At 71.3% G+C, this 23,475-nt stretch carries 23 protein-coding genes; 13 read left to right on the top strand and 10 right to left on the bottom strand.

Going from position 1 to position 23,475, the window contains the following annotated elements; all coding sequences use genetic code 11:
• The first annotated feature begins 776 nt into the window (after nt 1–776).
• From CHC11_RS07270 to CHC11_RS07260, 3 genes are all read left to right on the top strand, one after another.
• Nucleotides 777–3,332 (top strand): transglycosylase domain-containing protein, encoded by a 2,556-nt coding sequence (locus CHC11_RS07270; protein WP_143226960.1) that lies wholly within the window; start codon nt 777–779, stop codon nt 3,330–3,332.
• Between the two features lie 464 nt (nt 3,333–3,796).
• The gene (locus tag CHC11_RS07265) at nt 3,797–6,250 is read left to right on the top strand and encodes a transglycosylase domain-containing protein (RefSeq protein WP_281258285.1); all 2,454 of its coding nucleotides are present in this window, start codon (nt 3,797–3,799) and stop codon (nt 6,248–6,250) included.
• 124 nt (nt 6,251–6,374) lie between these two features.
• Nucleotides 6,375–7,787, top strand: a complete 1,413-nt coding sequence (locus CHC11_RS07260; protein ID WP_089310783.1) for a glycosyltransferase family 87 protein — start codon at nt 6,375–6,377, stop codon at nt 7,785–7,787.
• Between the two features lies 1 nt (nt 7,788).
• On the opposite strand, the gene CHC11_RS07255 is transcribed toward CHC11_RS07260, so the two are convergent.
• Together CHC11_RS07255 and CHC11_RS07250 are read right to left on the bottom strand one after the other, a co-directional pair.
• Nucleotides 7,789–8,721 (bottom strand): MerR family transcriptional regulator, encoded by a 933-nt coding sequence (locus tag CHC11_RS07255; protein WP_089310782.1) that lies wholly within the window; start codon nt 8,719–8,721, stop codon nt 7,789–7,791.
• Nucleotides 8,722–8,852: 131 nt separating this feature from the next.
• On the bottom strand, nt 8,853–9,050 hold the full coding sequence (locus tag CHC11_RS07250; protein ID WP_089310781.1) for a hypothetical protein: 198 nt from the start codon (nt 9,048–9,050) through the stop codon (nt 8,853–8,855).
• A 197-nt stretch (nt 9,051–9,247) separates the two neighbouring features.
• On the opposite strand from CHC11_RS07250, the gene CHC11_RS07245 reads away from it, so the two are divergent.
• Nucleotides 9,248–9,715 (top strand): barstar family protein, encoded by a 468-nt coding sequence (locus tag CHC11_RS07245; protein ID WP_179278729.1) that lies wholly within the window; start codon nt 9,248–9,250, stop codon nt 9,713–9,715.
• A 13-nt stretch (nt 9,716–9,728) separates the two neighbouring features.
• On the opposite strand, the gene CHC11_RS07240 is transcribed toward CHC11_RS07245, so the two are convergent.
• From CHC11_RS07240 to CHC11_RS07230, 3 genes are all read right to left on the bottom strand, one after another.
• The gene (locus CHC11_RS07240) at nt 9,729–10,112 is read right to left on the bottom strand and encodes a DUF4190 domain-containing protein (protein WP_089310779.1); all 384 of its coding nucleotides are present in this window, start codon (nt 10,110–10,112) and stop codon (nt 9,729–9,731) included.
• 183 nt (nt 10,113–10,295) lie between these two features.
• Complete coding sequence (locus CHC11_RS07235; RefSeq protein ID WP_089311089.1) at nt 10,296–11,063, bottom strand: deoxyribonuclease IV; 768 nt, start codon at nt 11,061–11,063, stop codon at nt 10,296–10,298.
• Nucleotides 11,064–11,119: 56 nt separating this feature from the next.
• Nucleotides 11,120–11,431 carry a hypothetical protein gene (locus CHC11_RS07230; RefSeq protein ID WP_089310778.1) on the bottom strand — a complete coding sequence of 104 codons (312 nt, stop codon included), beginning with the start codon at nt 11,429–11,431 and terminating at the stop codon, nt 11,120–11,122.
• A 218-nt stretch (nt 11,432–11,649) separates the two neighbouring features.
• Between CHC11_RS07230 and CHC11_RS41125 the strand changes: the two genes are divergently transcribed.
• The 6 genes from CHC11_RS41125 (at nt 11,650) to CHC11_RS07205 (ending at nt 14,929) form a co-directional block, all read left to right on the top strand.
• Nucleotides 11,650–11,814, top strand: a complete 165-nt coding sequence (locus CHC11_RS41125) for a hypothetical protein (protein WP_179278728.1) — start codon at nt 11,650–11,652, stop codon at nt 11,812–11,814.
• Between the two features lie 259 nt (nt 11,815–12,073).
• Entirely contained in the window at nt 12,074–12,364 is a 291-nt protein-coding gene (gene rpsF / locus CHC11_RS07225) for a 30S ribosomal protein S6 (protein WP_089310777.1), read from the top strand.
• A gap of 37 nt (nt 12,365–12,401) precedes the next feature.
• Nucleotides 12,402–13,010 (top strand): single-stranded DNA-binding protein, encoded by a 609-nt coding sequence (locus CHC11_RS07220; protein WP_089310776.1) that lies wholly within the window; start codon nt 12,402–12,404, stop codon nt 13,008–13,010.
• An 82-nt stretch (nt 13,011–13,092) separates the two neighbouring features.
• Entirely contained in the window at nt 13,093–13,329 is a 237-nt protein-coding gene (gene rpsR, locus CHC11_RS07215; protein WP_019631633.1) for a 30S ribosomal protein S18, read from the top strand.
• Between the two features lie 17 nt (nt 13,330–13,346).
• Nucleotides 13,347–13,793: a 50S ribosomal protein L9 gene (gene rplI, locus CHC11_RS07210; protein WP_089310775.1), complete on the top strand. Its 447-nt coding sequence runs from the start codon at nt 13,347–13,349 to the stop codon at nt 13,791–13,793.
• A gap of 389 nt (nt 13,794–14,182) precedes the next feature.
• The gene (locus tag CHC11_RS07205) at nt 14,183–14,929 is read left to right on the top strand and encodes a peptidoglycan recognition protein family protein (RefSeq protein ID WP_425427291.1); all 747 of its coding nucleotides are present in this window, start codon (nt 14,183–14,185) and stop codon (nt 14,927–14,929) included.
• A gap of 4 nt (nt 14,930–14,933) precedes the next feature.
• Here the strand turns inward: CHC11_RS07205 and CHC11_RS07200 are convergent, their stop codons facing one another.
• Both CHC11_RS07200 and CHC11_RS07195 read right to left on the bottom strand, forming a co-directional pair.
• Nucleotides 14,934–15,122 (bottom strand): hypothetical protein, encoded by a 189-nt coding sequence (locus tag CHC11_RS07200; RefSeq protein WP_089311087.1) that lies wholly within the window; start codon nt 15,120–15,122, stop codon nt 14,934–14,936.
• Nucleotides 15,123–15,331: 209 nt separating this feature from the next.
• Complete coding sequence (locus CHC11_RS07195) at nt 15,332–16,657, bottom strand: MATE family efflux transporter (RefSeq protein WP_089310774.1); 1,326 nt, start codon at nt 16,655–16,657, stop codon at nt 15,332–15,334.
• A gap of 338 nt (nt 16,658–16,995) precedes the next feature.
• On the opposite strand from CHC11_RS07195, the gene dnaB reads away from it, so the two are divergent.
• On the top strand, nt 16,996–19,647 hold the full coding sequence (gene dnaB / locus CHC11_RS07190) for a replicative DNA helicase (RefSeq protein WP_089311086.1): 2,652 nt from the start codon (nt 16,996–16,998) through the stop codon (nt 19,645–19,647).
• A 193-nt stretch (nt 19,648–19,840) separates the two neighbouring features.
• On the opposite strand, the gene CHC11_RS07185 is transcribed toward dnaB, so the two are convergent.
• Nucleotides 19,841–20,719, bottom strand: coding sequence for an NAD(P)-dependent oxidoreductase (locus tag CHC11_RS07185; protein WP_089310773.1), 879 nt, complete (start codon nt 20,717–20,719; stop codon nt 19,841–19,843).
• A 49-nt stretch (nt 20,720–20,768) separates the two neighbouring features.
• Here CHC11_RS07185 and CHC11_RS07180 point away from each other — a divergent pair, with 49 nt between their 5' ends.
• Entirely contained in the window at nt 20,769–21,170 is a 402-nt protein-coding gene (locus CHC11_RS07180; protein WP_089310772.1) for a MerR family transcriptional regulator, read from the top strand.
• A gap of 115 nt (nt 21,171–21,285) precedes the next feature.
• On the opposite strand, the gene CHC11_RS07175 is transcribed toward CHC11_RS07180, so the two are convergent.
• Nucleotides 21,286–21,858 carry a PadR family transcriptional regulator gene (locus CHC11_RS07175; protein WP_179278727.1) on the bottom strand — a complete coding sequence of 191 codons (573 nt, stop codon included), beginning with the start codon at nt 21,856–21,858 and terminating at the stop codon, nt 21,286–21,288.
• A gap of 116 nt (nt 21,859–21,974) precedes the next feature.
• On the opposite strand from CHC11_RS07175, the gene CHC11_RS07170 reads away from it, so the two are divergent.
• Complete coding sequence (locus CHC11_RS07170; RefSeq protein ID WP_089310771.1) at nt 21,975–22,367, top strand: nuclear transport factor 2 family protein; 393 nt, start codon at nt 21,975–21,977, stop codon at nt 22,365–22,367.
• Nucleotides 22,368–22,831: 464 nt separating this feature from the next.
• Here CHC11_RS07170 and CHC11_RS07165 read toward each other — a convergent pair whose 3' ends face one another.
• On the bottom strand, nt 22,832–23,338 hold the full coding sequence (locus CHC11_RS07165) for an OsmC family protein (protein ID WP_089310770.1): 507 nt from the start codon (nt 23,336–23,338) through the stop codon (nt 22,832–22,834).
• Nucleotides 23,339–23,475: the final 137 nt, after the last annotated feature.

Genomic DNA, 23,475 nt, shown 5'->3' with positions numbered 1-23,475 from the left:
CCGGGTCGCAGAGGCCGGGCGGGCACCAGAACCCCCGTCCCGGTGACTCCGGCGATCACGGCTCTCCGAGCGCCCACGGTGAGCCCGCCGGAACGAACGCCGCGGGCCCCCCTGGCGCGCCCCCGAACCCCGCCCCGCCGGGCACCCCGGAAGGGCCCGGTTTCATGGGCGCTCCCGGCGCGAGCCCGGGTCCGCTCGAAGGTCCCCTGCCGGCCGCGCCCGCTCCCGCGGGCCCGTCGAGCCCCGTCCCGCCGTCCACCGGTCGCCACGCCGCCCCGGGCGGTCCGGCCGCTCCGGGCAACGCGCTCGTGCCGAGCGGCCAGAGCGGACCGGGCGGAGCGCCCGGCCAGGGCGGCTTCGGCGGTAACGGCGGGTTCGGTCCTAACGGCGGCCCCGGCGGTACGTCCGGTCCAGGCGGATTCGGCGGCCCCGGCGGTCCCGGTTCCGGCCAAGCCGGGTTCGGTGGTCCTGGAGGCAGCGGTGGTCCCGGCGGGACGCCTGGCCAAGGCGGGTTCGGTGGACCCGGTGGCAATGGTGGACCCGGTGGATTCCAGTCGTCGGGCGGGCCCGGCATGGGCAACGTGCCCGGCAACGCGCCCCCGAGTGGCCACGGCATGCAGGGCGGACCCGGCATGGGAGGCGGTCGTCCTGGGATGGGCGGCCCCCCTGGCGGGCAGGCGGCTCCTGGGATGGGGGCGCCGGGACGTCCCGGGTTCCCGAACGCGCCCGGCATGGGTCCCGCGCAGGGAATCGCCGGTGCGCCCGGTGCGGGGGCAATGGGCCCGCCCGTGGGGTTCGGGACGCCGGGGATGCCCGGCGCGGCCCCGAAGCCGGGCGTGCGAGAGAAGCTCGGTGGGCTCACAAAGGCCGGGCAGGACCTCGGCGCGAAGGTGACCGCGAAGTTCCGCGGCGGCGGTGTGCGCGCGGCCAACCGCACAGGCGGCCCGGCTGGCCCCGCCGGCCCTGGCGGACCCGGCGGACCCGGTGGTCCCGGAGGCCCCGGGGGCCCCGGGGGCCCCCGACGGCACGGGCCGCCCGGCAAGAAGGGGTTCCTCGGCCATCTGCGGTCCCGCGAGACCGGCTGGCGGCGCTTCATCCCGTCCTGGAAGGTCATGGGCGGCATCTGCGGGCTCGGCCTCGCGGCGTTCGTCACGCTGGTCTGGGTCGCCTACGCCAACACCCCGACCCCGAAGGAGCCGACGGTCGCGGGCGTCGAGGACCAGGCGTCGATCTTCTACTACACCGACGACACCGAGATCGGCCGGATCGGCAAGAAGCGGCAGAGCGTCGAGCTGGCCAAGATCCCGCCGAACGTCCAGAACGCGGTGCTGGCGGCGGAGAACCGCAGCTTCCGCACCGACCCGGGGTTTTCGATCAAGGGCACGACGCGGGCGGTGTGGGACAACCTGACCGGCGGGTCGGGCGGCGGTTCCACGATCACCCAGCAGCTCGCGAAGAACTACTACTCCGATCCGAAGAACCGGACGGTCAGCCGGAAGTTCCAGGAGCTGTTCATCTCGCTGAAGCTGGAGGACGAGCACTCCAAGAACGAGATCCTCAAGCTCTACCTGAACACGATCTACTTCGGCCGTGACACCTACGGCATCCAGGCGGCGTCCCGCGAGTACTTCGGGACGGACGTGTGGAAGCTGCGGCCCGACCAGGCGGCCCTCCTCGGCGGCATCATCCAGAACCCGAACCGGGACCCGAGCGACAAGGCCGGCCAGGCGTGGGCGACCGGCAGGTACCAGTACACGCTCAACGGCATGGTCTCGATGGGCAAGCTCAGCCGGGCCGAGGCCGACAAGTACATCAAGCAGGGCCCGCCGAAGATCCGGAAGGCGGGGACCAGCGACCAGCTCTACGGCGGCCAGCGCGGCTACATGCTGATGCGCGCCAAGCTGGAGCTCGGCCGGCAGGGCATCGACACCAAGGAGCTGACGACCCAGGGCCTGCGGGTCTACACGACGTTCGACCGAAAGAAGATGGTCATGGCCAAGCGGGCGGCCGAGCACACCGTCCCGCAGGTGAATCCGAAGAAGCTCGCGAAGAAGAAGATCCGGGTCGGCCTGGTGTCGGTGAACAGCGCGAACGGCGAGGTCGTCGCGTTCTACGGCGGCCCCGACTACCTGGACCAGTCCTTCGACAACGTGTGGCAGGGCTCGGCGCAGGCGGGCTCGGCGATGAAGCCGTACGTGCTCGCGACGGCGCTGAAGCAGAACTACAGCCTGAAGAGCCTCGTCGAGGGACGGTCGAAGGCGCCGATCGGCCCGGACGGCAGCGTGGTGTCCAAGGACGACCCGAACGCCGTGATCGTCCCGAACAGCCATGACGTGGGCCCGGCGATCAATCTGATCACCGCGACGAAGGACTCGGTCAACACCGCGTTCCTCCAGCTGATGGGCAAGGTCGGCATCGAGGAGGCGATGAAGACCGAGACCGACGCCGGCATCGCGTCCGACCTGCTGGAACCGCACAAGTGCTGCCTCAACCTCGCGCTGGGCGTCAACAACATCCGGCCGATCGAGCAGGCGGCGGGGTACGCGGTGTTCGCCAACGGCGGGATGTACCACCAGCCGCACGTGATCCGCGTGGTCAAGAAGTCGGACGGCAAGACGGTGCGGCTGCGGCCGAAGTACGAGAAGCGCCGCGTCTTCAGCCCGAAGGTCGCCGCGGACGCGACGTACGCGATGCAGCAGGTCATCAAGGGCGGGACCGCGACGGCGGCGGCGCTGCCGGACGGCCGCCAGGCCGCGGGCAAGACCGGTACGACGGACCGGAACGTCTCGTCGTGGTTCGTCGGGTACGTCCCGCAGGTCTCGACCGCGGTGACGATCTACAACGACGCGCTCGGCCCGGACGGGAAGAAGAAGTCGGTGATCCTGCCGCAGATCGGCGAGGTGGAGGGCGGCACGATCCCCGCCCGCATCTGGCGGTCCTACATGGCGAACGCGGTGCAGGGCATGGACTCGCAGGCGTTCCCGCCGCCCGCGTGGGGCGGGATCGTGCAGAAGTGGGCGAAGCCGCCGGAAAAGAAGAAGAAGGACGACGAGGGCAAGCCGCCGTGGTGCAACACCCCGGTGGGCAAGTTCGACCCGCGCTGCCAGGACGGCGGCGACGGCGGCGACGGCGGCCAGGGCCAGCCCTGCCAGTCCCCGTTCCAGAACGGCAACTGCGACCCGAACAAGCCGCCGAGCAACCCGCCGCCCCGGTGGTGGTGCCAGCTCCACCAGGGCGACCCCGCCTGCCGGGGCCGGAGGGGCGGCCGCGGCGCCCAGACCGAGACCGAGAGCCTGCGGCCCCTGCTGCCGCTGGCGAGGCCGCCCGAATGAACCGACCGGCCCTCGCGACCCGAACCGTCCACTGGATATTGGGGGTGTGACATGGAGCATCCTTGCGAGTCGCCGCACGCCGGCGCGTTTGACCGCATGCGCCCGTCCGTTCCGATGAAGGTGAGCCTTGCCTCAGCGGCCCCCTGCGCGCCGGGGGCACAGTACGCTCGGACGACGCAAAGCCGTACCCCAGTTGATGAGGCCGCGTGAGTAACCCAAGCCGATTTGGACCGGATTTCGGAGAGGGCTCTGGCCGGAGGGGCTCCCCCCGTCCCGGCTCTTCCGGCACGCCCTCGGGCGGGCAGCGCGGCGCGCCCGGCGGCTCGCCGACGCCGGGCAGGACGCCGCGCCCCGGAGGCAGGCCGGGCGGACGTGCGGGCGGGCCCTCGCGGGCCGGCGCCCCTGGAGGCACGCGGCGTCGCGGCGCCCCCGCGCCCATGCGGTCGGGCGGCGCCGGCCGTCCCATGCGAGGCGGGCCCGGGGGTCCTCCGAGCGGGCCGGGCGGTCCCGGAGGGCCGGGTGGCCCCGGAGGGCCGGGCGGGCCGGGTGGACCTGGCGGCCGCGGCGGCTCTGGAGGCGGCGGCGACGACGGCTTCTGGGGTGACGAGGGCCGCGGCGGCGGGCGCGGCGGGCGCGGCGGGCGCGGCGGTGGCCGCCGCCGCGAACGCAAGCCCACCGACGAGGCGAACAAGAAGACGGGCTGGCGCCGCTACGTCCCGAACTGGAAGATCACCGTCGCCGCCGTCAGCGTGGTGATCCTCGGCCTGGCGACGCTCGTCATCGTCGCCTACGCCAACACCCCGATCCCGACGGAGAAGCAGCAGGCCGCGAAGGCCCAGGAGTCGGTGATCAGCTACGCGGACGGGTCGCCGCTGGCCCGCATCGGCACCCACCGTGAGGACATCTCGCTGGACAAGGTGCCCAAGCACGTCCAGAACGCCGTCCTCGCGGCGGAGGACCGCAACTTCTGGCACGAGCCGGGCATCTCACCGATGGGCATCGTCGGCGCGATGTACCGGGCGGGGACCGGCGGCGACGTCGCCGGCGCCTCGACGATCACGCAGCAGCTCGCCCGCAACTACTGGGCGAACCTCAGCCAGGACCGCACGGTCAGCCGCAAGTTCAAGGAAATCCTCATCTCCATCCGCATGGGCAAGGAGATGGACAAGTCGCGGGTGCTGGAGCTGTACCTGAACACGGTCCCGTTCGGGCGGCACGCCTACGGCATCCAGGCGGCGTCCCGCGCCTACTTCCACAAGCCCGTCACCGAGATCAACGAGTCGCAGGCGGCGATGCTCGCGGCCATGATCCAGCGGCCGGGCTACTTCGCCACCTACGGGCCGGCGTCCAACCCGGCCAAGCAGGCGCTGATCAACCGCTGGAACTACGTCCTCGACGGCATGGTCGAGAAGCGGTGGCTCGACTCGGGCAAGCGCGCCCAGGCGAAGTTCCCCCAGACGCAGAAGAACTGGAGCGACGTCCCGGACGACCCGAACTCCGGCTACCTCCAGGACCGCGTCCTCAACGAGCTGAAGGTGCTCGGCATCGACGAGCAGATGCTGGAGACCGGCGGCCTGAAGATCACCACGACGTTCCGCAAGGACCTGCAGGACTACACGAACAAGGCCGTCAAGCAGATCCGCAAGCAGAACGGGCTGGGGAACGACATCCAGTTCGGTCTCGCGGCGGTCGACCCGAAGACGGGCGGCGTGGTGGCCGCCTACGGCGGTACGGACTACCGCAAGCAGCAGTTCGACAACTCCTTCCAGGGCAAGGTGCAGCCGGGTTCGTCGTTCAAGCCGATCGTGCTCGCCACGGCGCTCGACCAGGGCATCAGCCTGCGGACGACGATGGACGGCAGCTACAAGCGGACGATCGGCGGCGCGTCCTTCACCAACGACAGCCGCAAGGAGAACGGGGTCTACAACCTCAAGCAGATGACGGCGCTGTCGATCAACACGGCGTACGTCGACCTGGGGCAGAAGGTCCAGCTGGCCAACGTCGTGGACATGGCCAAGAAGATGGGCATCCCGGAGGACACCGAGAACCTCTCGAACACCATCACGTCGCTGCCGCTGGGCGTCATCGACGCGACCCCGGTGACGATGGCGTCGGTCTACTCGACGTTCGCGGCGGGTGGGAAGCACCGGCAGGCCCACGTGATCGCCAAGATCACCGACAACCGGGGCCGCCCCATCCTGAACAACAAGCAGAAGCCGCTGGAGAAGCTGCCCTGGCAGAAGCCCTCGACGGCCTTCGACGAGGGCGTCGCGGCGGACGCCACGAACGCGATGCAGGCGGTCGTGACCAGCGGTACCGGTACCCGCGCGAGCCTCGGCGCCCGTCCGGTCGCCGGCAAGACCGGTACCACCGACGAGAACAAGTCGGCCTGGTTCGTCGGCTACACGCCGGAACTCGCGACGTCGGCGGCGATGTGGCGGCAGGACAAGAAGGGCAACCGCAAGTCGCTGATCGGCGTCGGCAACTACAGCCAGGTCTACGGTGGTACGGTCCCGGCCGAGCTGTTCAAGACCTTCATGCTGAAGGCCCTGGAGGGCAAGGACATCACGCCGTTCCCGCCGCCGGTCAACGGCGGCCAGGTCGCCCCGTGGGCCAAGGCCAAGCCCACTCCCACGGCGACCTCGACCCCGACACCGACCAACACGCCGACCTGCCAGCCGGGGCAGCCGGGGCAGCAGAGGCCGCAGCCCGGCTGCGAGTCGGAGACGCCGAAGCCGACGAACACGCCGACCATCACCCCGCCGGGGTCGGGCGACGTGCCGTGCAACCAGTACAACATGCCGCTCGGCTGCAACCCCGACCTGCCTCCCACAGGCGACAAGACCTGGTGGTGCGCGAAACCCGAGCACAGGAACGACCCGGCCTGCCGGAAGGAAGACCCCCCCACCAACAACTAGCGGCACGTCCGCGACGCGACCGGCCCGGAGCCCCACGGCTCCGGGCCGTCCCCGTTCTTGATCGCCCGTGCCCTTCGGGCGAATAGGCTTGCTCTCCATGTCGTCGTCTACGGAGAGGCTCACGATGTCCGCCGACAGCGACCGGGCGGACGCTCCCGGACGGCTGAAGCCGCTCGCGCCGGTGCTGGTCGGGCTCACCGCCCTGACGTGCCTTCTCGGCTGGCTGCAGAAGCAGCCCTGCGCGTCGGTGCGGTTCGACTTCCTCAAGACGACGGCGAACGCCTGCTACACCGACGTCTATCCGCTCTACTACGTGCGCGGGCTCAGCGACGGGAAGCTCCCGTACTTCGACACGTTCACCGGTTCCGACATCCGGTACGTGGAGTATCCGGTTCTGAGCGGCGGCTTCATGCAGCTGGTCGCGTGGCTGGTCAAGCCGTTCGGGGTGGACTCGCGCGGCCTCGCGTTCTACAACGGCACCGTCCTGCTCCTCGCCGTCCTCGCGGTGGTCGCCGTCCTCGCCACCGCGTACGCGGCCGGACGCCGCTCGCTGCGCACGGGCCTGATGGTGGCGCTGTCCCCCGCGCTGCTCCTCACCGCCTACATCAACTGGGACCTGCTGGCGGTGGCGCTGTCGGCGCTGGCGCTGGCGGCCTGGTCGGCGCGCCGCCCGGCCCTGGCGGGCACCCTCCTCGGCCTGGCGATCGCGGCGAAGTTCTATCCGCTGCTGTTCCTCGGGCCGCTCGTCCTGCTGTGCGTCCGGGCCGGGCAGTGGCGTCCCATGGGCCGCATGCTCGCCGGCACCGCCGCCGGGTGGCTGGCCGTGAACCTGCCCGTGATGCTCTTCGCGTGGGACGGGTGGAAGGAGTTCTACACCTTCAGCCAGAAGCGCGGCATCGACTGGGGCTCGATCTTCTTCGTCCTGCAGGACCACGGGCTGGAGAAGCCCGCGTCCGACACCGACCTTCTCAACCTGTTCGGCACGGGAACGTTCCTAGTCCTCGCCGCCGGGATCGCCGTCCTCGCCCTGGCGGCCCCGCGCCGCCCGCGCCTGCCGCAGCTGATGTTCCTCGTGCTGGTCGCGTTCATGCTGCCGAACAAGGTCTGGTCGCCGCAGTACGTCCTGTGGCTGCTGCCGCTGGCGGTGCTGGCACGGCCGAAGCCGCCGGCGTTCGTCGCCTGGCAGCTGGGCGAGATCGCCTACTTCTTCGGCATCTGGTGGTTCCTGCTGTCGGTGTCCGCGCAGACGCAGGGGGCCGACCTGTCCGGGACGCTGTCGGCGGTGCTGAGCCTGGACGCCCCGGACGGCGGGATCAGCAAGGACGTCTACACGCTGGCGCTGCTCGCCCGGTTCGTGACCGTCCTCGTCCTGGCGGCGCTCGTGGTGCGGGACGTCCTGGTCCCGTCCGGCGACATCGTCCGGTCGGACGGGGACGACGACCCGGCGGGCGGAGTCCTCGACGGCGCATCCGACGTGGTGGCGCTGGCACGCCGGCGCGGCGACCACCACGCCGGCGTGCCCCTGCCCTCCTCCTGAGTCAGCCGCGGGAGCGCAGCGCGTCGATGAACCACTGGAAGAGCGGCGTCATCGTCGGCGGGACGGGCCAGCCGTTGATGAGGGCGAGCAACTGCCAGTACCGCTCGGTGCGGGGGTCGGTGCCGACCTCCAACCTGTGCAGCAGGCCGCGCCTGAAATCGGCGTCGGCGGCGGCGTCCCAGGCGTCGGCGTAGGCGCGGACGAGTTCGTCGACGACGGGACGGGCCGCGTCCGATCCGGGCTCGATCCCGTCCGCGACGGCCTGCTCCGCCTTGTCCCGGGTCAGGTCGCCGAGGCCGGCGAGGCCGTCAGGGAGGGTCCCCTGCGCGACCTCGGCCGCCTGGAACTCGGCCATCCGGCGCACCGAGGCACGGAAGCCGGGGTCGGCGACCAGTTCGGCCAGCTCGATCCAGGCGTCGACCTGCTGGGGTTCGGGATCGACGGGCAGCTCCGGCAGCGCGGCGCGCATCTTCTCCGCGAAGCCGGGGTGCAGGTCGAGTCCGGCGAAGGACTCGTCGATGAAGTCGGTGATGATCCGGCGCCGCTCCTCGTCGGACAGCCGGGCGAGCCTGTGCATGAGTTCGATCTCCTCTGGGGTGGATCCGCGTTCGGCCACCGCCCGCAGCACGGCCCGGCGCAGTCTGAGCGTGCGGATCTGCACGTCCAGCGCGTCCGCGTGCGCCGCCGCGACCTGCCCGACGTCGACCTCCCGGTCCAGCAGCCGCCGGACGGTGGCGAGGTCGATGCCGAGGTCCCGCAGCGTCCGCACCAGGTCGAGGCGCGCGGCGGCGTCGGCGTCGTACAGCCGGTAACCGGCCTCGGTACGGCGGGTGGGCGGGACGACACCGGTGTCGGAGTAGAACCGGATCGTCCGCACCGGCAGCCCGGTGCGGCGCGCCAGCTCGCCGATCGTGTACGTGGTGTCGCCGTCCATGCCCCTCACCCTGCGGCCTCCACCCGCTGGAGACTCAACCCGGATTCGCACGCTCTCACATCGGCCACGGGAGAGGCCCGTCCGGGCGGGTTCGCCGGGACGGGCCTGGTGGGGCGCTTGAGGCCACCGGCTCAGTCCTCGTAGGCCGGGTCGGCGACGCTCGGGGTGGTGCCCTCGCGGCGGGCACGGCGGACGTCCTGGACGAATTCGCGGGAGAACATCGCCGACAGGGTGGCGACGCCGCCGCGGTGGACGCGGACCTCCCCGTGCCGGACCTCGCCGGTGACCCGGATCGCGCGGCCGTCGCCGATCGATCGGTCGCGCGTCAAGGGACGCCGGCGCGCCAGGGATCCGCATCGGCGCCTCGGGGGAAGGGGTGTCGCGGAAGATGCGGCGGTTAAATGGCCGGAATCTACCGATATCGAGGGGTTCTGTGGTGAGCGTGGGGGAACGGAACGCGGCAGGCGGCGCTGGTCGCCCCCGACCCCGCGGACCCGCGGGGGAGCGGCAACTGCCGGGAGACGACGTGAACACGGACCGAGCACTGACCGAGCTGCTCGCCGGACGGCTGAGACCGGGCGTCTACCAGTGGCGGGCGCCCCCTATGCCGGGGGCCGTCGGCGACACGAGCTGGAGGGAGCGCGCCGACGAGGCCGGCTGGCGCGGCTTCTACCTCGACGGACGCCGCGCCAGGGACAGGGACTCGTTCCTGCGGCTGTGCGGCGGCGTGTTCGAACTGCCCGAGGGCGCGGGCACCGACTGGGCCGATCTCGGCGAATGCCTCAGGGACCTGTCGTGGACGCCCACCAAGCACGGCTACCTGGTGCTCTACGAATCGTGGGCGGAACTGGCCGACGCCGACCCGGCGTCGCTGCGCGCCGTCCTCGACGTGTTCGGGCGCGCGGTGAAGGCCTGGCGGGACACCCCCACCCCCATGACGGTGCTGATGTCGAGCGTCGGCGTGGAAGTGGCGGGCGTCCCCCGGCTCGCCTGAGGGCGGGCCCGGATCAGTAGGTGCTGGTGGAACCGCTGCTCGCCGCGAACATCGCGATCCCGAGGATGTAGAAGAGCAGGATGAGGAGCCAGCCGGCGGAGATCAGGTAGCCGAGGATCAGGCCGGTGACGGCCATGCCGTGCCCGCCCTCGCCCGTCCGCTTGATCTGACCGAGCGAGACATGTCCGAAGATCACCGCGAGGATGGACGTCACGCCGCAGGCGAAGAAGCCGATCAGCCCGCACACCAGCGAGGCGGTCGCCATCCCGTTGGTCGGCCGGACGACCGGCATCGACTGCCCGTAGTAGTGGTGCTGCACGGCCGGGGGCTGCGAGTAGGACTGCGCGTAGGGGTCCTGGGCTCCGTAGCCGTAGGGGTCGTAGGGGGGCTGTGCCATGTGCTTCCCGATCGATTCGCGCGCCCGCCGCCGGAGAGCACGCGTGCGCTGAGGGCTGGTTCCGGATTATGCCAGTGTGACGTGACCTTCGAGTTTTGTCGTCAGGCTGGGCCTACGCGCGTTTAGATGCCGCACCCGCCACCGCGGTTCCCGGACATCGGCGACGATCCCGACTCCGCTTTCTCAGAGCTTCGAACGCAACCACGAGATGTCGTCGGCCTGGCCCTCCGCGGGCGTCTCCACCACGACCGGGGCGCCCGCCGCCCTCACCACGCCGAGGATGAGCTCCGGGTCGATGCTGCCGCCGCCCAGGTTGGCGTGCCGGTCGGCCCCCGACCCGAACGAGTCCCGGCTGTCGTTGCAGTGCACCAGGTCGATGCGGCCGGTTATGGCCTTGATGCGGTCGACGGCGTCGACGAGCTCCTCCCCCGCCGCGTGCGCGTGGCAGGTGTCGAGGCAGAAACCGAGCTTGGACTCAAGGCCCGGCACCCCGGAGAGGACCTCCCAGAGCCGCGAGATCCGGTCGAACCTGCGCGCCATCGCGTTCCCGCCGCCCGCCGTGTTCTCGATGTAGACCGGGATCGGGCACTCGACCCGCTCGAACACCTTGCGCCAGTTCTCGAAGCCGGTCTCCGGGTCGTCGTCCTTCAGCACGTGCCCGCCGTGCACGATCAGCGCCTTCGCGCCGATCGACGCGGCCGCCTCCAGCTGCTGGGTGAGGTTCTTGCGGCTCGGGATCCGGATCCGGTTGTTGGACGTCGCCACATTGATCGTGTACGGGGCGTGCACGTACACCTCCACGCCGGAACCCTCCAGCGCCTCCACGCCCTCGGGCAGGACCGGCTTCTTCCACCCCTGCGGATCGCCGAGGAAGAACTGGACGACGTCGGCGCCGACCGCGCGGGCGTTGTCGAGCGGGTTGTTCTGGTCGACGTGGGCTCCGATGCGCATGCCCACGAGACTAGCCGCGCCCCGCGACAAGCTGCGCGGTCACGCCGGCTCCGCGGTCAGATCGAGAAGCCTCCGTGGCTGAGCGCGAAGCCGGCGCCGACGAACGAGGCGACCATCCCGACCACGTTCAGCCACCGCTCGTTCGTCGTCGCGGAGATCATCTGGGAGTACAGGGCGACCGGCAGGCCGATCACGCCGAGCAGCGCCCCGGGGAAGTGGGTCGCGGGGATCCAGCCCAGGATCAGCGCCAGGATTCCGATCGTCACCGCGGCCACCGCCAGGACGTCCTTGCGCCGATGGGGCTCGGCCTCGCTCTGGGCGCGGACGGCGCTCTCGCGTGCGCCGGCGCCGGTCGCCTGCTGGGACATGGGGATCCTCCTCCAGCTCGGACTCCCGCACCGGGGCCACACGGTGAGCGCGGGACCGGACGGGCCGTGCGGGTAAAGCAATTCCCAGCCGAGACGGAGATCAACCGGTGGGCGGCGCGGAATGTCGGAGGCACCCGGTACGGTCGAACACGGATTCGAGAACACCGGCTCGGTCCGTCCCCCGAGGGGAAGCGGGGGGAGAGCAGGAGGTGCACACCGTGAAGAACGCGGAGCTGGGGCTCATCGGTGACGCGGAGCTCGTCGAGGAGCTGTCGATGCTGACCACCCAGGCCGCCCGCATGCGCGCCCGCATGGCGGACATCATGGCCGAACTGGAACGCCGCCGCTGTACCCGCCCCACCCAACCCCGAGCAAGGCGCTAGGCGTGCGACGGCCTGGTCGCGGGAACGGGCGCCTGTCACTTCGCGGGGGGCGCCCCCGCCCTCCGGGACGGGCCGCACGAGCCGGTTCCCCGCGCTCCGCTGCGGGAACGGGCTCGGGCGCGCCTCAGTGTTGGTAGCCTGTATCGGTCTCGTGGCAGGTCCGTCCGGCGATCCGGTCCGGCACCGCCGCGACGGACGCAAGAGCCCTCCTGTCACGGAGAGACCGTGACCGCATCAGTCCAGAGGAGGTAGGGACAGCATGCGTCGTTACGAACTCATGACCATTCTCGACCCCGCCATCGACGAGCGCACCGCGAGCGCGGCGCTCGACCCGTTCCTGAAGGTCGTCAAGGACGGCGGCGGCAGCGTGGAGAAGGTCGACGTCTGGGGCCGCCGGCGCCTGGCGTACGACATCCAGAAGAAGTCCGAAGGCATCTACGCGGTGGTCGACCTGTCGGCTGAGCCTGCCACGGTCAAGGAGCTCGACCGGCAGCTCAACCTGAGCGAGTCGATCCTCCGTACCAAGGTCATCCGCCCCGAGGTCCACTGAGCCAGGCTCAGCCCTCACAGCAGCCGGAGCGAGCCCCATGGCAGGCGACACCGTAATCACGATCGTCGGGAACCTCGTCGAGGACCCGAATCTGCGCTTCACCCCTAGCGGCCAGGCGGTCGCGTCGTTCCGCCTCGCCTCGACCCCGCGGTTCTTCGACCGCCAGGCGGGCGACTGGAAGGACGGCGAAGCGCTCTTCCTGACCTGCAACGTCTGGCGGCAGGCCGCCGAGAACGTGGCCGAGACCCTGCAGCGCGGCATGCGGGTGATCGTGCAGGGACGCCTCAAGCAGCGCTCCTACGAGACCCGCGAGGGTGAGAAGCGCACCGTCTTCGAGGTCGAGGTCGACGAGGTCGGCCCGTCGCTGCGCAACGCCACCGCCAAGGTCAACAAGACCCAGCGGCAGGGCGGCGGCGGTGGCGGCGGCTTCGGTGGCGGTCAGGGCGGCGGCGGCGGCTTCGGCGGCGGCGGCCAGGGCGGCCAGGGCGGTCAGGGCGGCGGCGGTTTCGGCGGCGGCGGCCAGCAGGGCGGCGGCTTCGGCGGCGGCCAGCAGGGCGGCGCTCCGGCCGACGACCCCTGGGCCACCGGCGGTGGCGGCGGTGGCGGCGGTGGCGGCGGCGGGTTCTCCGACGACCCGCCCTTCTGAGTCCGCCGCTCCGGTACGACCAAAAGACAACAAGTACACGTCCATTCCCGCGTGAGCGGGGCTCTCCCAAAGGAGCACCACGATGGCGAAGCCACCTCCCCGCAAGCCGAAGAAGAAGGTTTGCGTTTTCTGTCAGGAGAAGATCTCCTACGTCGACTACAAGGACACGGGCCTGCTGCGGAAGTTCATCTCCGACCGCGGCAAGATCCGTGCCAGGCGGGTGACCGGCAACTGCACCCAGCACCAGCGGGACGTCGCCACGGCGATCAAGAACGCCCGCGAGATGGCGCTGCTGCCGTACACCAGCACCGCGCGCTGAGGCAGGGGGTAAAGAACATGAAGCTCATCCTGACCCAGCAGGTCACCGGGCTCGGCGAGCCCGGTGACGTCATCGACGTCCGCGACGGCTACGGCCGCAACTACCTCGTCCCCCGCGGGTTCGCGATCAAGTGGACCCGGGGTGCCGAGAAGGAAGTCGAGTCGATCAAGAAGGCGCGTTCGGCTCGCGAGATCGCGACCGTCGAGCACGCCCGCGAGGTCGCCGACCGGCTCGGCGGGCTGCGCGTGACGCTGCGCACCCGCACCGGCAGCAACGGCCGCCTGTTCGGCGCCGTCACGGCCGCCGACATCGCCGAGGCGGTACGCGCCGCCAACGGCCCCGACCTGGACCGCCGCCGCATCGAGATCGGGAACCCGATCAAGACCGTCGGCACCCACCGGGTCAGCGTGCGCCTGCACAGCGACGTCAACGCCACGATCGACGTCAACGTCCTCGAGGCCTGACGCACGACCACACCCGACGACCCCCGGACCCGCTCAGGGCCGGGGGTCGTCGGCGTTGTCACGCAGTCCGGAACTCGTCTTCGGACCTGACCGCGGGGGCCGGAGATGCGGGATCCGCCGGCGTTTGCGAGGGCCTTAATTGTTGGGGTTTCTCGCAATACGACCGTGAATCGCCGTGTGTTTGAGTGATCAGCTTTGCGGCGATCACGTTCCGTGATCATAGTGTCGCGGGACGAAGGGGGGCGGTGGTGATCGCGCATTCGGGGGAGGGCGCGCACGACCGGCGGTGCACGGGCGGAGCAGTGACACGCAGGGCGGTCATCGGCGGCGTCATGGGGGCCGGGCTGCTGGAGGTGCTGCCCCTGGGGACGTCCCGCCAGAATGAGGCCATGGCGGAGGATCTTGCGGCCGGGCCGTACCGGGGGGCCGACGGCCGTGTGCTGTTCACTGCCGACGCCCCGCAGGTGTACACGCGGGCGCAGTGGAACGCGAGGGCGCCCAGGCGCGCGGCCGAAGTGGCCGACCGGCCGCCGGACCACATCATCGTGCACCACACGGCGACGGTGAACGCGCGGGACCGCTCGCTCGCCCACGCGTTCGCCCTGTCGCGGGCCATCCAGAACATCCACATGAACCGGAACGGCTGGGACGACACGGGCCAGCAGCTCACGATCAGCCGCGGCGGCGCCGTGATGGAGGGCCGCAACCGGAGCCTCAAGGCCATCCGGTCGGGCGGCCTCGCCATCGGCGCGCAAGTCCTCCACCACAACCAGCACACGATCGGTATCGAGAACGAGGGCACCTACATGTCCGCGGCGGTGCCGGGCGCCCTGTGGAGATCGCTGACGGAGGTGTGCGTCTGGCTCTGCCAGAAGTACGGCCTCGACCCGTCCGAGGCCATCGTCGGTCACCGCGACTACAACAGCACCTCGTGCCCCGGGGACGTCCTCTATGCGCGGCTGCCCCAGCTGCGGCGCTCGGTGGCGGAGCGCCTGGAGGGCACGTCGGACCAGAGCTCCACGGACCAGAGCTCCACGGACGAGAGCTCCACGGACGAGAGCTCCACGGACCAGGGCGGTACCGACGGCGGGTCGATCCTGTCGCCGCTGCTGCCGCCCCTCGACGAGCTGGGCTGAGCCGCTACGTCTCGGGCATCGTGTAGCGGGTGCGGCGCCGGGCGATCTCGGGGTCGATGCCCTCGACGAGCGACCAGATGCCCGCCACCCGTTCGACCAGGGCCTCGGGGGGCAGGCCGGCGAGGCCCTCCGCCGCCAGGTCGTCGATCGCCTGAGTCAGCCGGGCCATCCGCTCGCCATGTGTGGAACACATGTTCGAATAGTAGCGGGAGTGACCGGCGATGCGGCGGCGATCCGAGAATCGGACCTGACCGATCGTGTACGCCCCGATCACGGTCTGGTCCGCAGGGCCGGGGACGGCCATGCGGAGGAGACCCGCCCGGATGACGGGTTGCTGATCGTCACCGTCCGGTCCGCTCGGGCGGGGGCCATGGCGGTGGCCGGCCGTGCCGCGTTTCGGTGTCAGCGGACGGCGCCGGTGACCATCCAGCGGTCGCCGCGGGCGCGCAGGCTCAGCGTGATCATCCGGGTCAGCATCCACAGGCCGATCGCGACCCAGAGGCCGGTCAGGCCCGCGTCCGTCCGGTGGACGACGAGGGCGGCGGGCAGGAAGACGGCCGTCGCGACCAGCGTCGTCACGGCGAGGTAGGCGCCGTCGCCGGCCCCGATCAGGATGCCGTCCAGGACGAACACCACCCCGGCGACCGGCTGCAGCACCGCCACGAGGAGCAGCGAGGCGAGCAGGAGGTTCCGGACGTCGCCGTCGGAGGTGAACAGGGCGGGCAGCCACGGCCGGATCACGAGGACGGCCAGGCCGAACACGACGCCGCAGCCGACGCCCCACCCCACCATCCGGCGCGTGACGGCCCGCGTGGCGGTGATGTCGGCCGCGCCCAGGTAACGCCCGGTGATGGCCTGCCCGGCGATCGCGATGGCGTCGAGCGCGAACGCCAGCAACGTCCACACCTGGAAGCCGACCTGGTAAGCGGCGATCTCCGGGTCCCCCATGCGCGCCGCGATCGACGTCCCGACGATGAGGACGACGCGCAGCGCCGCCGTCCGTACCAGCAACCCGAATCCGGCCGTGGCGGACGTCCGCAGCCCGTCCCAGTCGGGGCGGACCAGGGCGCCTTGCCGCCGCGCCGCGCGCAGCACCACGGCCACGTACACGACCGCGCCGCCGGTCTGCGCGAGGACGGTGCCCCACGCGGATCCGGCGATCCCCCACCCCAGCACGATGACGAACACCACGTTCAGCAGCAGGTTCAGCGAAAAGCCGCCGATCGACACGAGCAAGGGCGTGCGCGTGTCCTGGAGGCCGCGCAGCACGCCCGTCCCGGCCAGGACGACCAGCATCGACGGGATCCCGAACAGGCTCACCCGCAGGTACGTCTCGGCATAGGGCGCCACGCCCGGGGACGCTCCGAAGGCGTCCACGATCCAGGGGATCAGCGGCCAGCCCGCCACGATCAGCACGGCGCCGATGGCGATCGCGAGCCACATGCCGTCGATCCCCTGCCTGATCGCCCCCCGCAGGTCCCCCGCGCCCACCTGGCGGGCCACGCCCGCGGTCGTGCCGTAGGCGAGGAAGACGCAGAGGTAGACGAGCGTGTTCAGAGCCTGCCCGGCGACCCCGAGCCCGCCGAGTTGCGCGGTGCCGAGATGCCCGACGATGGCCGAGTCCGACAGCAGGAAGAGGGGTTCGGCGACGAGCGCGCCGAAGGCCGGCACGGCGAGGCGCAGGATCTCGCGGTCGTGCGCGGTCGCGAGCCGCCGGGGGGTCGTCATCGCGCCGAGGCTACCAGCGTGTAACTCGCAAACGAAATAGAAGCCTTACATGGCCCGCGTCGGCGCACTTTCTTTTCCGCACACCCGGTGGACGAGGTTGTCGCAGCTCAGTGGGGAGGTCCGGGTGCCGTCCCCGAAGAATCCACAGACTTGTCCACAGGTCGTGCACAACCTGACCCGCGTGTCTGCACAAGTCATCCACAGGCTTGTCCACAGGCCGCTTTGCCCGCGGCGGCGTGCCCTCGCGAGAATGTCCGATGCGACAGATAGACGTGAGGTGAACGGTCGGCGATGTGCGGACGGGGCCGCCGGCGGGCCAGGACGAAGGGGGTGTGGCGATGAGCGTTGCGGATATCGGGCCGCAGGAGCATGAGTTCGAGCGCACCCCCCCGCACGACATCTCGGCCGAGCAGGGCGTCCTCGGCGGCATGCTGCTCTCCCAGGACGCCATCGCCGAGGTCGTGGAGCTGCTGCGCACTCCCGACTTCTACCGCCCCGCCCACCAGATCATCTACGACGTCGTCCTCGACCTCTACGGCCGCGGCGACCCCGCCGACGCCGTCACCGTCGCCGGCGAGCTCACCAAGAACGGCGAGATCGGCCGCATCGGCGGCGCCCCCTACCTGCACACCCTGATCTCCTCGGTCCCCACCGCGGCCAACGCCGGGTACTACGCCAAGATCGTCCACGAGCGCGCGATCCTGCGCCGCCTGGTCGAGGCCGGCACCCGCATCGTCCAGATGGGCTACGCGGCCGACGGCGCCGACGCCGACGAGGTCCTCGACCGCGCCCAGGCCGAGGTCTTCGCCATCGCCGAGAAGCGCGCCGGCGAGGACTACGTCGCGCTGAGCGAGATCATGCCCGGCGCCCTGGACGAGATCGAGGCGATCGGCAGCCGCGGCGGCCAGATGGTCGGCTGCCCCACCGGCTTCGCCGACCTGGACGCCCTCACCAACGGCCTGCACCCCGGCCAGATGATCGTCGTCGCCGCGCGCCCCGCGATGGGCAAGGCTTTGAACGTAGATGTCCCACTTCCGACCCCTCTGGGGTGGTCGACCATGGGCGATGTGTCCGTTGGTGACCATCTGATCGGAGCCGACGGGAGGCCGACCCGCGTGGTCGCGGCGACCGAGGTGATGCACGGCCGCCCCTGCTACGAGATCGAGTTCTCCGACGGTGAGGTCGTCGTCGCCGACGCCCAACACCAGTGGCGCACCACCACCGAAGAGAGCGTCTCCCGGGAAGCGCTCGGCCTGCCCGGCCGGCGGCCGACCGCGGGCGAGGCCCGGCAGTCCTCCTCCACGGTCGCCGAAGCCGCCTGCCGCGGTCCTCTCGCAGGTCACGGGAGTGCCCGGCTTAGCGCGACCGCGGGCATGGGAGGCAGGTCCGGGCCGCGCACGCGTCGCCTCACCGACGACGCGTGCCCCGTCGTGCCTCAGGAGACGAACCACTTCGACTCGCGCGACGCCGCACTCGTCCACGCCACCGTCCGCTCCTCGGGGGTGAGCCCTGGCGAGGCGGCCTCGGTTTCACCGTCCCAGGGAGCCGGCACCACGGAAGACCACGGAACCGCCTCGCCGCACGCAGGCGAGACCGTCCACCGCATCGAGACGACCGAGCAGATCTTCGCGGCCCTGGACCGAGGCCCCCGCCGCGCCGTGGAGTTCGCCGCCCCGTTCGACCTCCCCGAGGCCGACCTGCCGCTCGACCCCTACGTCCTCGGCGCCTGGCTCGGTGCAGGAGACGATGACGACGCCCGCATCACCTGCCTGGACGGCTCCGTCATCACCCAGATCGAGGCCACCGGCCAGGAGGTCGCCGCGGAGCCGCTCTTCGGGTGCCATCTCCTGTCCGGCGTGCGCGAGCGGCTTGCCTCGCTCGCTCTCCTCGGCGGCAAGCGCATCCCGTCCCGTTACCTGCGCGCCTCAGCCGCCCAGCGACGGGCGCTGCTCGCCGGGCTGCTCGACGTCTGCGGGCACATCTCCACGGACGGCCGTGTCGACGTCGCCGTCACGTCCGCACGCCTCGCGGGCGACATGCGCGAGCTGCTCGTCAGCCTCGGCCATGACGTCGCCATGACCGCAGACCCCGCCGGTGAAGACTTCTGGCAGATGGGCTTCGTCCCCGCCGAGACGGTGTTCCGGCTCCCGCGCAAGGCGGCGCGGCAGCGCGCGAGCGTCCATCCGGAGACGCGGGTGCGGTACATCGTGGATGTGCGGCCGGTCGAGAGCGTGCCGGTGCGGTGCGTCCAGGTCGACAACGACGACCACATGTACCTGGCGGGGCGTTCCTGCATCCCGACGCACAACTCGACGCTCGCCCTCGACTTCGCCCGCGCCGCGTCCATCAAGCACGGGCTGGCCTCGGCGTTCTTCAGCCTGGAGATGGGCCGCAACGAGATCACGATGCGCCTGCTGTCCGCGGAGGCGCGGGTGGCGCTGCACGCGATGCGGTCCGGCACCATGCAGGACGAGGACTGGACGCGCCTCGCCCGGCGCATGAGCGAGGTGGCCGAGGCGCCGCTGTTCATCGACGACTCGCCGAACATGTCGATGATGGAGATCCGCGCGAAGTGCCGCCGCCTCAAGCAGCAGCACGACCTGCGTTTGGTGATCATCGACTATCTGCAGCTGATGACGTCGGGCAAGCGCGTCGAGAGCCGCCAGGTCGAGGTCTCGGAGTTCTCCCGCTCGCTGAAGCTCCTCGCCAAGGAGCTGGGCGTCCCGGTCATCGCGCTCTCCCAGCTCAACCGAGGCCCCGAGCAGCGGACCGACAAGAAGCCCATGGTGTCCGACCTGCGCGAATCGGGCTCCATCGAGCAGGACGCGGACATGGTGATCCTGCTGCACCGGGAGGACGCCTACGAGAAGGAGTCACCGCGCGCCGGCGAGGCCGACCTGATCGTCGCCAAGCACCGCAACGGCCCCACCGCCACCGTCACGGTCGCCTTCCAGGGCCACTACAGCCGCTTCGTCGACATGGCCCAGTAACGCGCCTCGGTGATACGGGCTCCCGAGCGCTTCAGCAACTCCAAGACATGGGGTCGCTCGGCGGCGCGGCGGGCGTTCCACCCCTGAACACGCAGGTGGGCCTGGGCGTGGCCGGGCGGGCCCGGTAGGTCCCTCCGCCCGGGCCCGCCGTGCGGGCGGCGTCCTCCTCACAGCGCAGTCATCGCGGGAGCGGTCAGGCTCCTCGGGGGGTGCGGAACTCCTCGATCAGGACGGGGTACTGCTCCGCCCCGTGTCCGGCGGCGATCGAGCGGTCGGCCATCGCCTTGATCAGCTTCGGCAGCCCGGCGTCGACGCCCGCCGCCTCGCTCTCCTCGAGCAGGTGCGCCATCGCCCGCGCGTCGGTCTCCAGGGCGGAGACCTCGGCCGGGAAGGAGCCGCGGTCGATCTGCTCGGCGTATCCGGGAAGCCATCCGGCCACCACCGCGGCGATCTGCTGCGCGAACGGCGCGTATGCCGCGGCGTCGACACCGGCCGTCCCGAGCAGGGCGGTGCCCTGGAGCCAGGCGTTCAGGACGCTCCACATCATGGCCAGGCCGGCCACGTCGTAGAGGGAGGCCAGCCCGGGATCCTCGCCGAGATGGGTGACGGTGCCGAGCGCGCCGAGTGTCGCCTCGTGCGCCTCGAAGTCCGGTCGCGGCCCGCTGTGCAGGATCACCGCCTCGGCGGTCCCGATCACCGGCGGGACGGCCATGACGGCGCCGTCCAGGTAACGGGCGCCGCGCCCCTCGGCCCATCGGGCGGCCTCCCGGGCCTGGGCCGAACTGCCCGAGCTGAGATGGACCAGCGTGGTGCCGTCCAGCTCGCTCGCGTCGAGTACCTTGCGCATGACCTGGTAGTCGGTGAGGCAGACGATCGTCAAGGAACCCGCCTTGATCGCGTCGCCGACCGTCGGCGCCAGTCGTGCGCCTTCGGCCACCAGCTGGTCGGCCTTGGAGGTCGTGCGGTTCCACACGGTCGTGGGATGTCCGGCCTTCAGGAACGCGCCGGCCAGTGCCCGGCCCATCAGGCCGAGTCCGATGACCGTCACGGGGATGTCGGTGTTGTCGTCCATGGCAGCATCGTCAACGTTGATACCGGTCTGAAGGTCAAGTGAGGATGCGATGAGGATCGGAGAGCTGAGCCGCCGGACGGGCGTGAAGGCCCATCAGCTGCGTTACTACGAGGCGCAGGGCCTGCTGGAGGCGGATCGCGGCGCGAACGGTTACCGCGAGTACGGCGACGCCGCCGTACTGCGGGTGAAGCAGATCCGGCACCTGCTCGGCGCCGGACTGTCGTCTGAGGACATCGCCTATCTGCTGCCCTGCGCGGCCGGGGAGACCCCGGAGTTGCTCGGGTGTCCCGAGCTGCTGGTCGCGATGCGGACACGGCTGCGGCGACTGGACGACCAGATGGAGAGGCTCGCTCGATCCCGCAACGCCCTCACCGGCTACATCGACGCCGCTGAGCGGACGGTCGGCGAGACCTATCCGCCCTTTGCTTGCGCTGAGCCCCTTCCCGCCTGAGACGGCGGGGTGCTGTGCGGCCGGCGGCAACCGTGTTGTCCGAGCACCAGCGCGCCGCCCCGAGACGGTGACCGGTCCGGGGGCGGGGCTCGGACGCAGGAGCGCCTGGACCCGGTCAGCCTTTCAGGGGGTGGCTCGTCGTACGGCGGTCGAGGATGGTCAGGGTCTCCTCGCACCAGCGGAGGTTCTCGCGCTCGAACGCCAGGCCGCGCATGAGGGTGAGGTAGGGGCCGATCCTGTCGGCGGTGGCCAGGTACTCCGCTTCGGTACGGCCGTTCAGGAAGCGGGCCTGGAGCCGCTCGAAGCGGGCGATCTTGGATTCGGCCCAGGTCCGGCGCTCGCGGAGGGCGGCCATGACGGCCTCGACGTCCCCCGCGTCCACGGCCTGGACCTGCACCATCAGCTCCTCCCGCATCGCGCCGGGGCGCGGGGGCCTGGCGGTGAACTCGTGCAGGGCGCGGCGGCCGGCCTCGGTGAGGGAGAACAGGCGCTTGTTGGGGCGGCGTTCCTGCTGGACGACCCGCGCCTGGATCAGTCCGTCGGCGGCCATCTTGTCCAGCTCCCGGTAGAGCTGCTGGGGAGTGGCCATCCAGAAGTTGGCCACGCCGGCGTCGAAGCTCTTGGACAGGTCGTACCCGGACGCCTCGCCCTCCAGAAGCGTGGCCAGGACCGCGTTCCGCAACGACATGGTCCGAGCGTATCGGCCCGTGATCGTCGCCACGCCGCCGCCCGGTGGACGGCCTCCCGCGACCCGGCTAGTGTAATTTGCACCTATTCAACAAGTTGGATAACTCGGGGTGTCGCATGCATCCGTTCAGGCGGGCGGTGGAGGACGGGGACACGGCGGCGATCGCAGGGCTCCTGGCCGACGACGCCGTGTTCACCAGCCCGGTCGTGTTCAAGCCGTACCACGGCAAGGCGATCACGGCGGCGATCGTGCGAGCCGCGGCGCGGGTGTTCGAGGACATCCGCTACGTGCGGGAGATCGCCGGCGCGGACGGCCGCGACCACGCGCTCATGTTCCAGGCGACCGTGAACGGCCGCGAGGTGCACGGGTGCGACTTCCTCCACCTCGACGAGGACGGCCTGATCGACGAGCTGACGGTCATGGTGCGCCCGCTGTCGGGGGCCACCGCGCTGGCCGAGGCGATGGGCGCGCAGTTCGAGCAGATCGAGCGCGAGGTCCTCAGCTCCTGACCGCTCCGGGCCCGCCCCCTCGTGATGCTTCCCGGCATTCCAAGCGGAGATCGCCCTGCAGGACGGACGCGCCGGGAGCAGCCCTGACGATCAGCGTGGGCTCCGCCGACCGGCATGCGCCGCGCGGAGGGGCCGGTGCCTTTCGGGGCGGGTCTGAGAGGGGGCGCCCGGGTACGCTGCCCGGCATGCGGGCAGACGACCGTCGCGAGCCGCCTCGGCGAGCTCACGCTGCGGGAACTCACCGAGGTCGTCCAGGACGCGTGGCTGTCGCAGGCGTCGCGCAGGCGCGCGGAGACCTGGCTGCGCGACCATCCCGGCCTGGAGCCCGGACCGGCGACCGAGCCCGGGGGTGGAGGGAGCCCCGAGCGGAGCGTCCGACCGTTCCATCCGCCACGCTCGCGGAAGCCGCCAGCGCGAAGGAGGGTCCCTGTAGGCCGACGAGGCTCGGGGCCGGTGGGACGTGCTCAGCCGGCGCGGGAGGTCACCGTGAGCTCGGGGGAGGACGCCAGGGTCTGCAGCACGACGCAGTACCGCTCGGTCAGCCGCAGCAGCGTGGCCATGTCCTCCTCCGAGGCGGAGGTCTCGAGTTCGAACCGCAACCGGATGGCGCGGAAGCCGACGGGCGTTTCCCTGTCGACGGCGAGCGTCCCGCGGAAGTCCAGGTCGCCCTCCGCGCTGACCGTCCCGCCGTGGACGTCCAGCTCAAGGGCCGTCGCGACCGAGCGCAGCGTCACCCCGGCGCAGGCGACCAGCGCCTCCAGGAGCATGTCGCCGGAGCACAGCAGGGTGCCGTCGCCGCCGGCCGCCGGGTGCAGCCCGGCCACCGCCAGCGCCCGTCCCGTCTCCACCGAGCAGGTGACGCCGTCCTCCAGCGTCCCGGAGGCGCTCAAGGTCACCACGGCGGATCCGGGATCCTCCCGGTAGCGCTCCTTGAGCGGCCGCTGCAACTCGCGTAGCTCTCGGCTCTCCATCAGGCCCCCATCCGATTCGCGGTGCGTCTCCCCCCGGTGCCCGTCCCCGCGAGCCTAACGCCGCAAGCGGCGGTATCGCCCGCCGAAAGGTCGTGCGGCGCTGTCGACGACGGCGCCTGGGGGGGACGGAAGGTCGA

Origin of the sequence: Actinomadura mexicana, from assembly GCF_900188105.1 — a bacterium.
Classification (GTDB): Bacteria; Actinomycetota; Actinomycetes; order Streptosporangiales; family Streptosporangiaceae; genus Spirillospora; species Spirillospora mexicana.
Note: the sequence above shows the minus strand (reverse complement) of the source record. Positions and strands in the feature narration are given on the sequence as shown.